The 16102-nt window shown below is 32.0% G+C and carries 14 protein-coding genes; 1 reads left to right on the top strand and 13 read right to left on the bottom strand.

Features of this window, described 5'->3' with window-relative positions:
• Positions 1-44: 44 nt before the first annotated feature.
• From OZP07_RS21955 to OZP07_RS21995, 9 genes are all read right to left on the bottom strand, one after another.
• Positions 45-599, bottom strand: coding sequence for an OmpH/Skp family outer membrane protein (locus OZP07_RS21955; protein WP_281636790.1), 555 nt, complete (start codon positions 597-599; stop codon positions 45-47).
• Positions 600-901: 302 nt separating this feature from the next.
• Positions 902-1042, bottom strand: coding sequence for a hypothetical protein (locus OZP07_RS21960; protein ID WP_281636791.1), 141 nt, complete (start codon positions 1040-1042; stop codon positions 902-904).
• A 40-nt stretch (positions 1043-1082) separates the two neighbouring features.
• Positions 1083-1346, bottom strand: coding sequence for a hypothetical protein (locus OZP07_RS21965; RefSeq protein WP_281636792.1), 264 nt, complete (start codon positions 1344-1346; stop codon positions 1083-1085).
• Between the two features lie 59 nt (positions 1347-1405).
• Entirely contained in the window at positions 1406-2254 is an 849-nt protein-coding gene (locus tag OZP07_RS21970) for a class I SAM-dependent methyltransferase (protein ID WP_281636793.1), read from the bottom strand.
• Positions 2255-2561: 307 nt separating this feature from the next.
• Positions 2562-2810 carry a hypothetical protein gene (locus OZP07_RS21975; protein WP_281636794.1) on the bottom strand — a complete coding sequence of 83 codons (249 nt, stop codon included), beginning with the start codon at positions 2808-2810 and terminating at the stop codon, positions 2562-2564.
• Positions 2811-3262: 452 nt separating this feature from the next.
• The gene (locus OZP07_RS21980; RefSeq protein WP_281635297.1) at positions 3263-4243 is read right to left on the bottom strand and encodes an IS30 family transposase; all 981 of its coding nucleotides are present in this window, start codon (positions 4241-4243) and stop codon (positions 3263-3265) included.
• Between the two features lie 742 nt (positions 4244-4985).
• Complete coding sequence (gene mnmG / locus OZP07_RS21985) at positions 4986-6857, bottom strand: tRNA uridine-5-carboxymethylaminomethyl(34) synthesis enzyme MnmG (protein ID WP_281636795.1); 1872 nt, start codon at positions 6855-6857, stop codon at positions 4986-4988.
• 210 nt (positions 6858-7067) lie between these two features.
• Positions 7068-7487 (bottom strand): rRNA maturation RNase YbeY, encoded by a 420-nt coding sequence (gene ybeY / locus OZP07_RS21990; protein ID WP_281636796.1) that lies wholly within the window; start codon positions 7485-7487, stop codon positions 7068-7070.
• Complete coding sequence (locus tag OZP07_RS21995; protein WP_281636797.1) at positions 7484-10804, bottom strand: hypothetical protein; 3321 nt, start codon at positions 10802-10804, stop codon at positions 7484-7486. Before OZP07_RS21995 ends, ybeY begins: the two co-directional genes overlap by 4 nt.
• Positions 10805-10955: 151 nt before the next feature.
• Between OZP07_RS21995 and gltX the strand changes: the two genes are divergently transcribed.
• Positions 10956-12467: a glutamate--tRNA ligase gene (gltX, locus tag OZP07_RS22000; RefSeq protein WP_281636798.1), complete on the top strand. Its 1512-nt coding sequence runs from the start codon at positions 10956-10958 to the stop codon at positions 12465-12467.
• A gap of 35 nt (positions 12468-12502) precedes the next feature.
• Here the strand turns inward: gltX and OZP07_RS22005 are convergent, their stop codons facing one another.
• From OZP07_RS22005 to OZP07_RS22020, 4 genes are all read right to left on the bottom strand, one after another.
• Positions 12503-12748 carry a DUF6327 family protein gene (locus OZP07_RS22005; protein WP_194642465.1) on the bottom strand — a complete coding sequence of 82 codons (246 nt, stop codon included), beginning with the start codon at positions 12746-12748 and terminating at the stop codon, positions 12503-12505.
• 3 nt (positions 12749-12751) lie between these two features.
• Positions 12752-13102 carry a competence protein gene (locus OZP07_RS22010; protein WP_194642466.1) on the bottom strand — a complete coding sequence of 117 codons (351 nt, stop codon included), beginning with the start codon at positions 13100-13102 and terminating at the stop codon, positions 12752-12754.
• Between the two features lie 10 nt (positions 13103-13112).
• Positions 13113-13442 (bottom strand): YtxH domain-containing protein, encoded by a 330-nt coding sequence (locus tag OZP07_RS22015; RefSeq protein WP_194642467.1) that lies wholly within the window; start codon positions 13440-13442, stop codon positions 13113-13115.
• 533 nt (positions 13443-13975) lie between these two features.
• A complete protein-coding gene (locus OZP07_RS22020; RefSeq protein ID WP_281636799.1) occupies positions 13976-16096 on the bottom strand; it encodes a glutamine--tRNA ligase/YqeY domain fusion protein in 2121 nt (706 codons plus the stop codon).
• Positions 16097-16102 lie beyond the last annotated feature (6 nt).

Raw genomic sequence — 16102 nt, forward strand, 5'->3', positions numbered from 1 at the left:
ATCTAATTCAAGATGAAGGTTTTATCTGTTTAGTTAAACTGAGATTATTTTTTGTCCTCAGCCTTTGGAGCCGATTTATATTTCTCGTTCAATAATTTAATAATCTCTTTTGTAATATCGTATGAATCTTTAGCATAAAGAACAGAAGCCGCATCGCCAGTCCCGTAGATATAGTCATACCCTTTTTCTTTACCGTAATCTTTGATAAATTTTTTAACTCCTTTTACAAGAGAATCCATTTCTTTACCGCTCTCCTGCTGCAATTGCATTTGTAAACCTTGCTGAGCCTGCGCTAACTGCTGCTCTCTGCGCTGTAATTCTGAACCTTTTTTCTGAGCCCATTCCTGACCGTTTGCTCTTGCGTTAGTTTGAAAATTAGCAGCTTCTTGTTTAAATCTGTTAATTTCAGCTTCCAATTGTCTACCTTTCTCAGCAGCCTGTCCTTTGTATTTTGCTTCTAAATCTTTAGTCTCTGTATATTCTTTCATCAGCTCAGCAGTGTCCACATATGCCGTCTTAAATTCTTTCGTTTCCGGAGCTTTTTTATCACAAGAAATAAGTGATACTGAAATTGCGATAAATAATAATAATTTCTTCATTTTGGTGTATTTCAAGTTTTTTAGTATGGTTGACAAAAATATAAAAAAATAGATAGTATTGATAAAAAGTTTCAAGAATGCTTTAAATAAATACCATAAAATTTAACTATTAATAATTATAAAGAAATAGTGATTAACTATAACCTAAAACTGCTAAAATATTAAACTAATTAGTTGTTACTACAGCGGGTTTGGGGTTAAATTAAGCCATATTTTCGGATTTGCCAAATCATTCCAAAACAAAATCATTTTTTCATTAAGCCAATTGCTAAAATCCGTTGCAGCTGTTATGTGTTCCGTTTTTATTTAGTTACAAATTTTTTATAACTATCGACACGGAAAAGAAATGATGAATGTTTGAATCCAATAACTTTCCCTTTGACAATGTATTCACTTCCTGCCTTTGGTGAAAAATAATCTTTTCCAAACAATTCTTCGGACATATTATTTTTACCTGTCAGATATAAGTCAAAACCGTTTGGTTTAAAACTCTTTTTTTTTGATTTTATTTTCTTCGTCAATTATTGCCATTATAGATTTTGAAATATATAATTTACCACTTTCTATGTACGCATCTAGATATTCAGTACCTTCTTTATGACTTATCCTAATTTCGCTAATCTTATCTTTTACATTATATTGATTAAATTCAATTTTTTTTGAGCCAATATTTTTTTCTAATTCTGAATTTTTAGATTTAAAGCAGGAAAACGAAAATAATATTAAAATTGAAAAAACATATTTCATTTCGAATATTTGGATTGCTTGTTTTTTTCGGTTTTCTGTCGCTCGAAACTGACGCATAACTAGTTGTTACTAATAATGTAAATATGTGATGAATATTCCATATCCTTTTTAGCTTTCCAGTTAGACTTAAGTCCAATAAAAAAAGCTTTGAAATAATTCATTTTTCCGTTTTTGTATTTCTCAGAAAGGAGGCTCACGTAAAAAGAATCAAATTTCATTGGCAAAACTTTCTTTAAATTCATTTTTTCTTTTGCAAAAAGTAATTCAATCGCTTTTTTAGAGAAATGCCAAAAATGAATAGGTACATCATAAGCTGCCCAAAAATTACCATAATGTCTTGCATCAAAAGATTTGAAATTTGGAACTGCTACTATCAAAGTTCCTGTAGGCTTTAATAATCGTTTCAATTCTTTAATCTGTTCTTCCAGATTTGGAACGTGCTCCAAAACATGCCACATCGAAATAATATCAAAAGAATGACTTTCCAATTCGGAAGTATTTTCTACAAAATTTACTCCTTTGTTTTTAGCGATAGCTTTTGCTTTGTCACTAGGTTCAGTTCCCATAGTTTTCCAGCCGTCTTTTCCAGCAACAGCCAAAAATTCACCTGTACCTGCTCCAATATCTAAAATAAATCCTTTTGAAGGCTGATAGGAATTGATTAAATCCAATTTGTTTTTTAAAGCAATATTTTTTACGAAATGATATGCTTTTTCAAATAATGATCTTTTCGAATCTGTATGCGAAATGTAATCGGCACTTTCGTAATATCTGCCTAAAATATCTAAACTTGGCTGCGGATGCGTAACCAGCATATCGAATGATTTATCATGATACAAATCGAAAGTTTCTTGCGAAACTGAATAATCTTTTACAGTAAGAAAGTGTTTTTTGTTTGTAATATCCATTAGTGTTTTTAAATAAATAATTTCAGCTCGATTCAAAAGCTGAAAAGAAATTCTTTTAATTTTATTGGGCTTGAAAAAATATTAATTTGCTATGTTCTCTCCCATCTTATTTTCACAGCAGAAATTTTTTCATTTTCCAACCGTATATTCTCGTTAACTATAAATCCGCATTTAGTATAAAAACTAATGGGAATAAATATTGTTTTTTATTTCTTTTTAAAAAATTCTCATGATCTGTTACCCAACCGTTCAAAACCAAATTATCCATTTTTAACTGATCAAGCAAAAGCAATCCAAATCCTTTTCCTTATATTGTGGTATCAATTATAATTCCAAACCAATCTTCATTATCTCTTAAAAAGGTAAAAGCCCAACCCTGAAGTTGCTTTAAATCGTCAATCAGTAAATAATGTTTTATATTTAAAAGTCCTTCTAAATACTTTTCAAATTCTTCTAAGTCATTATAAAAAATTCTCTCATGATATTCAGAATTCCAAAGTTCAAACAACCTATTCTTTTGTTCAGAAGTTAAAATACTAGTTTGAACAATATTCATTTTTCAAATCATTAAAAATCTATTAACTCAACAAATATAGGCAATACGACAGTAGTTTCACGTGGAACATATCAATTTTATTTTTTTTATTTCTTCGAGACTAGTATCATTTTACAGAAAAAATTAAAGATAATTTTCAAATTCTAGTCCTAACAATTTTTACTTCTGTATATTTATACGTGAATTTGGGTTCACAAAGTCATAAAGATGAAAAGCATATTTAAACTTTTTAATACTTGTAATTATTTACAAATAGTAATTTGTGTTCTTTTCAAATCCTTTAAAAAAACAACTTAAAGTAAAACTTTAAATAAAAAAGAAGTAAATAAAATACCAAAAAAAACTGAATTTAACCTTAAACAAAACCAGTCTGCACTTTCAGTTCTGAGGTTTATTTTAAGAGGGACTTGAATCTCTAAATTCTTTTCATTCAAGAATTAAATTTGGTGGATTCAACATATAAATGCAACAGTATTCAATTTATTGATTTTTTCGGCGAAAATTTCATTAGGTGTTTTATAGCCAAATCTTTTTCTGGGTCTGTTGTTTAATGTATTAACTACTGTTTTTATTTGTTGTTCTTCGATGTTTTCAAAGTTAGATTTTTTAGGAAAATATTGTCTTATTAATCCGTTTAAATTTTCATTGGCTCCTCGTTCCCAGCTATGGTAGGGTTTGGCAAAATAATAATCGATATCTAAATCTTCTGCAATGGCCCGATGATTGGCAAATTCCTTTCCATTATCCGAAGTAATGGTCTTGATTATTGGTTTCCAATCTTTCAATAATTCAATTGTTTTCTGCTGTATTGCACTAGCTTCTTTGCTTTCTACTTTTCCCATAAAAAGTATTCCAGAGGCTCTGTCATTGATAGTTAGTAACGCTCCTTTGTGATTCTTACCAATGACCAAATCAATCTCTAAATCGCCCAATCTACTTTTCTTTTCTACAATCTTTGGACGCTCGCTAATATCGACCCTACCAATAATAAGTCCTCTTTTATCCTTTAAATGTCCTCTTTTTTTATACTTTTTACCCTTGGTCCTAAGATGTTTATATAAGAGTCCTCCTTTGCGTTTATTTTCCCAAATATATTGATAGATTCTTTCTTTAGAAACCATTGCTCTTTTGTCAATTTTTGCTCTGCCAACAATTTGTTCAGGACTGTAATCTTGCTTTAAATAAAACAAAATATTTGCTTCAACTTCTGAGGTTAAAGTGCATTTTTTGATCTTAACCTTATGCCTGTTTAAAGCTTTTTTATCCGCCAAAACAGCTTTATAAACACCACTTCTTTGATCAGAATTACGTTTTATTTCTCGAGAAATAACTGATTTGTTTTTATCTACCAATTCAGCAATTTCGGAAATACTGATACCGGCATTTCTATATACTTCTATTTTGTATCTTTGTTCTAACGTTAAATGTGCCATCTATTTTGAGTGTTGCAACCCAAAGATATGATGATTTTTTCGCCAACTCTAGTGTTATTCTTTTGACCTAGGTCAAAAGAATAACACTAGAGTTTTTTTTCACGTTGCATTTATTACTTGAATCTAAGTTTTAATTATCATCATTTTCATTTCTTTGATGATATTCCAAATATTCATTTACTATTTTATCAGTGATATCTTCAGTACTTCAAATACAATAACAACTTGCTTAAAAATATTATTCAAACAACTATTCTTCAACTCAGTAAATTCCATTTGAATTTTTATTGAAAACCGTCCACTATTTTTTTAAATAAAAATTGCATTAACATTATATTTTGGAGCATATTAACTTGACCCGAAATAAACAACTCCCTTAAAAATTTCAATAGCAAAAGTTAACAACAACACTCTTAAACATCACCATTAAAACTTAAAATCTAAATTTTATAACCCAAACAAAATGATATATAAATCTGCTTACTATGTACGAACCTTTTCTAAATATCTGCATTTATAAACAAAAAAACACTCTGCACATTCTGTACAGAGGTTTATCTGACAAGTGACTGAAAGTCTCTCAATTTTAAAAACTATTTATCAATACTAAGGTCAAAAATTAGATTTTTTCGCATTATTAAAATACTGCAATAAACAACAAAATTCCAAACCCGATATTGTAACCAATAAAACTTTAGAACCAAAATTCTTTTTTCAGTACTAAAATTTAAAATAACTTTAGTTATCTGCCCATATAAATCAAAAGCACCGAAATATCACTCGGTGAAACACCACTGATTCTTGATGCCTGAGAAATTGTTACAGGTTTAATCTTATTCAATTTTTGCTTCGCTTCAATCGACATTGATTTTATTTTATTATAATCAAAATCCTCAGGGATTTTTACATCTTCCAAACGCGAAAGTTTATCTGCATTATTTCTTTCCTTTTCAATATAACCCGAATATTTCACCTGAATTTCGGCTTGTTCCAAAATTTCCTGATCAAGATCATTTTCGGCAACATATTCCTTTACTTTTTCAAATTTCAAAATATCCACCAAATCAATCTGCGGTCTGGAAAATATTTTAAACATTTTATCACCCTGTGAAATTAAAGCGGATTCTTTCTCTTCAAGAATTGGATTTGTCTCAGCAACTGAAACACTCGTCTCTTTGAAAAAAGAAACCATCCTTTCAGATTCATTTAATTTCTTTTCCATACGGCGTAAACGCGCTTCCGAAGCTAAACCAATTTCATACGACAAAGGCGTTAATCTAAAATCAGCATTATCTTGACGAAGCAGGGTTCGATATTCAGCACGAGAAGTAAACATACGATAAGGTTCTTCCGTTCCTTTTGTAATTAAGTCGTCAATCAAAACTCCAATATACGCTTCATCTCTTTTTAAAATCAATGGTGCTTTTTCGTGAACTTTTAAATGAGCGTTAATTCCGGCCATCAAACCTTGAGAAGCTGCTTCTTCATAACCAGTTGTACCATTAATTTGTCCAGCGAAATACAAACCTTCAACCAACTTGGTTTCCAAAGTATGTTTCAATTGCGTTGGAGGAAAATAGTCATATTCGATAGCATAGCCAGGGCGAAAAAATTTCACATTCTCAAAACCCACAACAGAACGCAAAGCTTTGAATTGAATATCCTCCGGCAAAGATGTTGAAAAACCATTCACGTAAACCTCACAGGTATTCCAGCCTTCCGGCTCTACAAATAACTGATGACGTTCCTTATCAGCAAAACGATTTATCTTATCTTCAATCGAAGGACAATATCTCGGACCTAAACTTTTTATCCTTCCGTTGAACATTGGCGAACGATCAAAACCTTCTCTTAAAATATTATGCACTTCGTTTGAAGTATAGGTCATGTGACACGATTTTTGAAACTCCAAAGGTTTCGTCAAATCGGAGTATGAAAATTTATCTGGGCGTGCATCACCTTTTTCTTCATTCATTTTAGAATAATCCAAAGAACGTCCATCAACTCGCGGAGGCGTTCCTGTTTTCATCCTTCCCGCTTCAAAACCGGCTTTAATCAAATCTTCGGTAATTCCATACGCAGCACTTTCACCAGCACGTCCTCCTCCAAATTGCTTTTCTCCGATATGAATCAAACCATTCAAAAAAGTACCATTTGTCAAAACAACTGATTTAGATCTAATCTCCACTCCTAGCGAAGTTCTGATTCCTTTTATTTTTCCATTTTCGATTATCAGCCCTTTTACCATTTCCTGATAAAAATCTAAATTAGGAGTTCTTTCCAACATCATTCTCCATTCTTCGGCAAAACGCATACGATCACTTTGAACTCTCGGTGACCACATTGCAGGACCTTTTGATTTATTCAGCATCTTAAACTGAATTGCAGTTCTGTCTGAAACAATTCCGGAATATCCTCCAAGCGCATCAATCTCACGAACAATTTGTCCTTTCGCTATTCCACCCATTGCAGGATTACACGACATTTGTGCAATGTTCTGCAGACTCATTGTAACCAATAAAGTTTTGGATCCCAAATTTGCTGCCGCTGCCGCGGCCTCGGAACCTGCGTGACCCGCACCAACAACAATTACATCATACTCTTCTAAAAACATTTTTCTTTTATATTAATCCTTTTCAAAAGGAATTGTGAATTTTCAAACCTACGTTCCACGTGAAACACTTTTACTAACTATTAAAGTTTTTAAACACGTTCCACGTGGAACATAAAAACAAACTTAAATTATGATTTAAAATTTTTAAAAAAAACTTAACGTTCCACGTGGAACATAATGCTTTTTTATATAATTTTGATAGGTTTAAATCTACTGTTCCACGTGAAACATGGTTATTTTTTCATCTTCTTTACTTCGCATTAAAGCTTCGTCTTCTTCGGATTTATCTTTATAACCACAGTAATGTAAAACACCGTGAACCAATACACGTTTTAATTCGTCTTCAAAATTTGTGTTATAATCCTTTGAGTTATCTAAAACTCTTTCGATAGATACAAAAATATCACCGCTTATTTCATTTCCCATTGTATAATCAAAACTGATTATATCAGTAAGTGTATCGTGATTAAGATACTCAAGGTTAATCTTGTGAAGGTATTCATCATCACAAAAGATGTAATTGATTTCTCCCTCACTTTTATTTTCTGAAACTATTACGGAACTTAACCAAGTAGCGATAGCCTCTTCATTCTCAAGAGTGAATTCCGATTCGTAATTAAAATTGATCATTTGTTATTAAAATAAATTTGAACTTTTTGATTAAAATTCGAGCGCAAAGGTAGCGATTGTCTATTTAATATCTCTATGCTATTCAAATAATCTGAAAGTGCCTTTGGTAAAGGACTAGCCTGATTACTATAATTCTTGGTATTGGTTTCAGACTGTCGTTTTGGATCCTCACCCTGCAAACGAATAGCTGTGTCCAATTTCAAAAGCTCTTGCTTGATACTATTTGTTCTTTGCAGGGATTCATTAGTAAAACCTTTGTTTAATAATTGCTTCTCCAATTGCTTCATTTGTTCCAAAGCATTCTGACCGCTGTTGCCAATTCCTTTCTTATTCAATTCTTCCTGCAATGCTTCGCGAAGCTGTTTTTGCTCTTTGTAAATATCCATAGTCGCTTTTGCATCTCCTTCTCCATCGCCGTCTGAATCGCCATTATCTCCCTGACCTTTCCCTGATTGAGAACCTTTATTTTTGCTTTCTCCAGGTTTATTTCCTTCACCTTGTTTGTTACCAGGTTTCATACCCTGCTTCATCTTTTCACTCAATTCTCCCTGCTTTTTAATGATATCAGGCAACTGCATTCCTGAACCTTGCCCTGGTTTTGGTTTCCCTCCACTGCTGCCGGACATCTGCATTTGCATACTATTCAATGAATCGCTTAACAAATCTGCTAATTTATTAGCCGATGAAATCGCATATTGCTGTTGGGCAAAACCCCTTTGCAATTGTGAATCGGATAAACTTTCGAGAGATTTATCAATATTGTATTGTACATTAGCAACTTCTTTTGTTACCTCTTCAGCGATTTTTGGCTGACGCAAAGACATAGCAAAAAGACTGTCATCAATGTGTTTGAACTGTGTTTTTAAGTTCTGCTGATTACGAATGTATTTACCAAAAGAAGGTGAACCAATCTTAGTAGCCTTGAACTGATTCATAACATCTTCCTGTGAAAATGAATAAGCCAAAAGGTTATCCAATATCTGACGCAACATTTTTACATCCTCTTCTATTTGGTCTTTACTGGATTCTTCCATCGCCTTATCCATTGCTTTGGACATTTCTTTCATCTTTTTAGAAGCACTTTTTTGATTTTGTTTTGCTTTTGATTTATTGTTGTTTTGCAAATCATTGCCCGCTTTATTAAGATCGTCCTTGATACTTTTTTCCTTATCCAGATCAGATGGAATGTCCATAGGTGATTTTAAATCTTCATTATCTTTGTTCAATTGCTTCAATTCTTCCTGAATCTTTTCGAATTCATCTGTCAGTTTCTTTTGCTCCTGAGCCGAATTCTCCTTTTCATTCTCTGATAATTTATCTTCCTTTTGAGATAATTTATCCAATTTATCAGCTAATTGTTCTGCCTTTTTTTCTACATAATAACGTTTGGTTAACTCAACCAATTGCGCTAAACTCTTATTTTGACTTTTACTGTTCTCCTTGAATTTCTCCAGCTTCTGAGTAAAATCTTCATCCTTGATTTTATTGTTCAGCTCGTTCAATTCGTCTAATAATTTTTTGTTTTTATCCAATTCCTTATCAGTATTCTCTAAACGTTTTTGAAGCAATTCCTTGGTATCATCCTGCTGTTTTGGATTGGATTTATCCAGATTGTTTTTCATCTTATTAGCAAACTCCTTCATCAAATCATTCTGTTGTTGCTGTTGTTTAATAAATTCATTTATCTTTTGACGGTCATTAAAATCCAGACCTTCTTTTTCCTTGGAAGTCTGTTTCAATTTCTCCATCTGAGAAATCTGCTTATCCTGTTTGGACAAGGTTTTTTGCAGACTGTTAATTGTATTATTTTGTTCCTGAAGCGTATTGTTTTGCTTCTCTTCATCAGATAAAATTCGGTTTGAAAAGACAACAGAACGGGAACTTTTGAAATGATGAATAGCATCATTATCAAAAACCTCAAAATAAAAATCGTAATTCTTCCCTTTTTCAACATCAAGATTACTTGGGAAATTGAACACAAACTGATCGAAAGTGTCGTGCTTAACAGCTATGGTTCCACGTTTACCAGTAGCAGGTTTACCAGATTCATAATAAACAATCTGTAATCGTGACAACCCATAATCATCGGCCAATTGACCAACAAAATAGGAACTATCTACACCTAAACTATCAGGAGCTTTTGTAATATTGATGGTTGGAAACTGATCTTTGACAACATTCAGCTGATAAGATAGCTTTTCGAAGTTTTTTAATTGATTATTTGATGTAATTATTTGATATTCTGTATTTTGAACTATATTCTTAGTCAAATTAAAGGTGTTTTCAGTTTTAGCGAATGGAAGAACCTGAAAATCATTTTTCCACATTACCTTCTGAGTCGCATTTGTATTCATTATCCACGAAACCTGTGTTCCTTCGGGTATAATTCCGTTGCCAGTTCCTTTTACAATTGTGCTTTTCATATTCAAATACGAAGGGTAAACAAACTTCATTTGAAAATTAGAAATGGTTGGAACAGCAATAACTTTCAATTCATAATCGGGTGAGACAATATTATTCGCTTCCAGATGAAAGGAAACATTATCCATAGGTTTGGCAATTTTAAACTGAAATTCACCTGTACGAACCGTTTCCAAAAAGTAACTTTCATCACCAATAAAAATCATAACGTTTTCAGGAACTATCTTTCCTTCTGATTTTACCTGAAGAACGAAATCCTTACCTTGCTCTGAAACCAAATCAGTATTTAAAATTGTAAACTTAAACGGAGCCGGTGGCGTAAATGCCGAATTAAAATGCACTACCCTATCCAAACTTTGAGAAATAATCTGGCTGTTTCCCGAAAGGAAAAAAAAGAGTAAAAGCAAAATTGGTAATACTGCCAGTGGCAAATATTTTTTGTTTACGCTAAAATCAATCGCTTTTCCAAAAGGAACTGGACGAAGTGAATTGGCCTTTTGCTCAATGGAAGCCAACAATAATTCAGAATTATAAACGCTAGTATCCGATTTTGATAACTGCAGATAGTTTATCAAAGTATCATTCACTTCTGAAAAATGATTTCCAATGATAACAGAAGCCTGAGCATAATCAATCCCCTTCTGAAATTTAAACAATTTGAATATTGGAAAAAGTATAAAACGCAACAGCAAAATGGCTTCAACAATAATGAAAATCCAAAAAAGGAATGTTCTTCCTTTTGGTTTTAACCAAAGGAAATACTCAATAAATAACGTAAACAGAAAATAAATCAGTCCAAGTCCAATGAAAAAAAGGACACCGCGGATCAATTCATTGGCATAATACTTCTTTATAAAATCTTCTAGTTTTTGATGTATCGAATTTGACTTTTCCAAAATATCGGTATTAATTTAATAACCAATAAAAGTACTAATTATAATGTTTCCTAAAAGGTAAATAAAACATAATATTAAAGCATTGAAGAAACACGAATTACACCGATAAAACGACAATTTGAAATTGTATATTTGCAAAAAAATTACAAGAATGTCAAGACCAGTACGTGTGCGGTTTGCACCAAGCCCAACGGGGCCATTACACATAGGCGGAGTTCGTACCGCTTTATTCAATTATTTGTTTGCAAAAAAAAATGGAGGAACTTTTTATCTTAGGATAGAAGATACTGACCAAAATAGATTTGTTCCAGGTGCCGAAGAATATATAATGGAAGCCTTGGAATGGTTAGGAATCGCTCCGGAAGAAACTGTTGAAAAGAATGAAAAGTTTGGACCTTACAGACAAAGCGAAAGAAAACACCTTTACAAACAATATGCCGATCAATTAATTGAATCGGGAAATGCCTACTATGCTTTTGATACTGCAGAAGCATTGGACGCTCATAGAAAACAGCACGAAGCTGAAGGAAAAACATTTATCTATAATCACCATAATCGTGAAAAACTAGATACTTCATTGGTAATTTCAAAAGAAGAAACTGCCAAAAGGATCGCAAATAACGAAGATTATGTTATTCGTTTTAAGACTCCACAGAATGAAACTTTGCATTTACAGGACATAATTCGCGGTGAAGTAAAATTTGAAACTGGCCTTTTGGATGATAAAGTATTATATAAAAGTGATGGTATGCCTACTTATCATTTGGCTAATATTGTTGATGACCATTTAATGGAAACCTCACACGTAATCCGTGGTGAAGAATGGTTACCTTCTATGCCCCTACACGTGATGCTATACCGCGCCTTTGGATGGGAAGCACCAGAATTTGCACATTTGCCATTGATATTAAAACCAATTGGAAACGGTAAATTATCCAAAAGAGATGGTGATAAAATGGGATTCCCGGTATTTCCTCTGGAATGGAAAACTGAAGAAGGCGTTTCATCAGGCTACAGAGAAAAAGGATTTTTCCCTGAAACAGTTGTTAACTTTTTATCACTGTTAGGATGGAATGACGGAACTGATAAGGAACTTTTTTCATTGGAAGAATTAACACAAGCTTTTGATTTAAAAAGAGTTCATAAAGCCGGTGCTAAGTTTGACCCAGAGAAAAACAAATGGTTCAATCACCAATATTTAATGCAAAAAGAAGATTCAGTTTTAGCGGAAGAATATTCTAAAATCATTGAATTAAAACATTTGAACAGACATTATTCATTGAACGAAATGACCAAAATTATTTCGCTGATTAAAGACAGAGCTGATTTTATTTCTGATTTTTGGGAAATGAGTGACTTCTTTTTTATAGCGCCAACAGCTTACGATGAAAAAGCAAGCAAAAACTGGAAAGCTGAAACACCAGCGTTGATGCAGGAATTGATTTCGGTACTTGAAGAAATAACAGATTTTACTTCTCTAAATATTGAAACTATTGTAAAAGACTGGATGACCAAAAATGAAATTGGAATGGGTAAAGTAATGCAGCCTTTCCGATTAAGTTTAGTTGGAGCGCTGAAAGGTCCTCACCTATTTGACATAGTCGAAGTCATTGGAAAAGAGGAAACTGTTTCACGAATACAGAAAGCGATTTCAAGAATATAAAACTAAAAAGCTCCCATTGATTTGGGAGCTTTTTTTTATTTTCGATTGATAAAATAACTTATCAGATAAGGAACTATCGTCTGTAAAATAGATCTAAAGGGATTTGGAAAACTCTCTTTATAAGGAGCTAAAAACCCAGCAATTATATTTTCGGGAGTTACAGAATCTTTAGTTTTTTGAATACTTAAAATTAATTTCTGGTAGCTGATCTGTTTTTCTAATTTCAGAATTTCTAAATCACGATCAATAGATGCGTAGGATGAATATTTTTTGTTTTCCATAAATTAATCATTAAAAAATATTTCTGAAAATTTCTCTAAAATTGGTCCTTCAATTATTTTTTCCTTAACCAAAAATAAAAGTATTGTTGAAATCAAATACATTCCTCCAACAGAAAGAAACCCAATTGTATAACTTCCAAAATAATTGCTTAAAGCAAAAGCAACTGCAATGGAACTGAACAATAATACCATACTAAAGCACAATAAAATCAAAACAAATTTCAAAATCATGGTTGTTGATTTCATTGCAACCTTGAAACCCCATAATTTATAATAGGAAACAGATTTTTCGAAATAAGCCTGAGCTTGATTTTGAATATCCTCTGAATTTTCTTTTATTTTATCAAATGCCATAGACTAAGTTTTATGACTGAAATTTAGCATTTTTTTCTTTAAGTTCCGCTAGTTTGTTTTCCAAATAAGAAACTACATCTTCAGTCTTATCACTTAAATTATTGACGATACTTTCATAATGGCGATCAATTTCATTTTTACCTAATACACCATTGCCCATCAGCTTTTCAGAAACCTCATGTAATCTATCAGTAAGATTGTTTTTTACATCATCAAAACCATCTTTTATTTTTTCTCTTGTTTTGGAACCTTTATCCGGCGCAAACAAAATTCCAAGTCCGGCACCAATTGTTACACCAACCAAAACAGCTACTATTGTATTTCCAGTATTATTTGACATTCTTATAAATTTAAAGTTACTATATACTAAATTTACAACTTTATGAACAAACATGTGTTAACAAGCCGTTAAACTACAAAATAATGAGGCAAAAATTAAAATAAAGACCATATTTCAACTAAAAAAAATAAACGAAGTATTTATATAGAAAACATAAAAAAACGTATTAAAAACGATTTATGAATGTTATTTTTAATAGTTAAAATAAATTAAAACTATTTTTAAAATAGATTTAATAAATAATAAATATATTTTATTAAATTTATTAAAAAACATAGTTAATTGTAATCCTAAAAAAGCATAAAAAAAAGAAAATCTATAGTTTTTATCAAAAATTAAAATAAGAGCTTTTAATAAACGAAAAACAAAAAAACATAAATTGGTATAAACAAAATTTTAAAAACTCTTAAAATCAATTTATGAAAGTCAATTTTAATAAATAAAAATTATTAAAATTTAAAAAATAATCATAATACTATATAATAAAAAAGCGCTTTATAAAAAGCGCTCTTAATAGATAAAATTTATTTTTTTTATTTCAACAGAAATTTTTCAATAAATTCAGTTTCACGTTCTGTTGTACTTTTTGAAGGATTGGATTGTAATTTTAAAACTTCCTCTCTAAATAAATTTACAAAATCTGAATCGTAATCCAAATTGCTTAAATTTAAAATTGCTCTGGAACGAACAAAAGTAGATTCACTTCGAAGTGACATTAAATACAATTTAGATAAATCCTCTTTGTCATAATCCGAAGGTTTCAAATTGGCATACTTCAGAATAAAATTGGCAAACAATAAAGAACTTTTATTATTGTTAATATTCTTTCTGAAAGAATTTTGTAATAAACTATAATTAGAAATTCCTGACAGCGTCTCTCCTATTGCTTTTCTGATTGCAATACGTTCTTCTCTTGTAGCAACTTTAAAATATTTATTGATTTCTTTTAGCGAATTATTAATGCTGTTTTCATCCTTTTTACCTTTTTCTTCCCAAGCATCTTTAAGTCCAACTGTCTTATTAAACACTAATTTTGAATCAGTTGTATCTTTATCAACAACAAAATAACCCAAACGCTGAAATTGGAAATGATCACCAATTTTAGCTTCAGCTAAACTAGGTTCAACATATCCTTTGACAATTTCTAAAGAAGAGGTGTTCATAAAATCCAAGAAACTTTTCTCTTTGTGACTGTCTGGTGCTTCGTCAATAAACAGACGATCATACAAACGAACTTCAGCCTCAACAGCATGAGCAATAGAAACCCAATGCAGAGTTCCGGCAACTTTACGTTTGCTAGCTTCGCTTCCGCTTCCGCTCAAAGAATCCGTGTCATAAGTAACCTGAATTTCGGTAATTACACCATTAGCATCTTTCGTAACACTTTCACCTTTAATGATATAACCATTCTTAAGACGCACTTCATTTCCTATACTTAAACGGAAAAATTTAGCTGGAGCCACTTCCAGGAAGTCGTCTCTTTCGATAAATAATTCACGGGAAAAAGGCACTTTTCTATAACCAGCCGATTCATCTTCCTGATTATTTTCTGCAACAAGCAACTCTTCTTTTCCTTCCGGATAATTGGTAATAACCACTTTTACAGGATCCAAAACAGCCATAACTCTTGGAGCTGTTTTGTTCAAATCCTCACGAAGACAAAAGTCCAAAAGCGATACGTCAATGATATTTTCGCGCTTGGCAACACCTATAACCTCACAGAATTTACGAATAGCACTTGCAGTATAACCACGTCTTCTAAGTCCGGAAATAGTAGGCATTCTAGGATCATCCCATCCGCTTACGATGTTTTCCTGAACCAATTGCAGAAGCTTACGCTTACTCATTACAGTATAATTTAAATTCAGACGGGCAAACTCATATTGATGCGGACGCACTTGATTTTCATCATAAATCTGATCCAAAAACCAGTCGTATAATTCACGGTGCATTACAAATTCCAAAGTACAGATCGAATGCGAAATCTGCTCCACATAATCACTCTCACCATGTGCATAATCATACATTGGATAAATATTCCAATCATTTCCTGTACGGTGATGATGACGGTGTAATATTCTGTACATCAATGGATCACGCATCAGCATATTTGTAGAAGCCATATCAATTTTGGCTCTCAAAACATGACTTCCTTCGGGAAAATCACCATTTTTCATTCCTTCAAAAAGAGCCACATTTTCTTCAATAGAACGGTTTCTGTAAGGCCCGTCAACTCCTGCTTGAGTCGGTGTTCCTTTCTGAATTGCCATATCTTCAGAAGACTGGCTGTCAACATAGGCTTTACCTTTTTTAATCATGGCAACAGCCCATTCATATAACTGCTGAAAATAATCTGAGGAATACACCTCTTCTGACCAGTTAAAACCTAACCATTTTACATCTTCTTTGATGGAATCAACATATTCCTGCTCTTCTTTAGCAGGATTAGTATCATCAAAACGCAAGTTAACCGGTGCATTGTATTTTAATCCTAAACCAAAATTTAAACATATAGATTTGGCATGGCCAATGTGCAGATACCCATTAGGTTCTGGTGGAAAACGAAAGCGTAATTTATCTTGGGGAAAACCGTTTGTTAAACTGTCTTCTATAATTTGTTCAATAAAATGAAGTGATTTCTCTTCTGATGCCATTTTTAA

The organism is Flavobacterium marginilacus, from assembly GCF_026870155.1.
Lineage (GTDB): Bacteria > Bacteroidota > Bacteroidia > Flavobacteriales > Flavobacteriaceae > Flavobacterium > Flavobacterium marginilacus.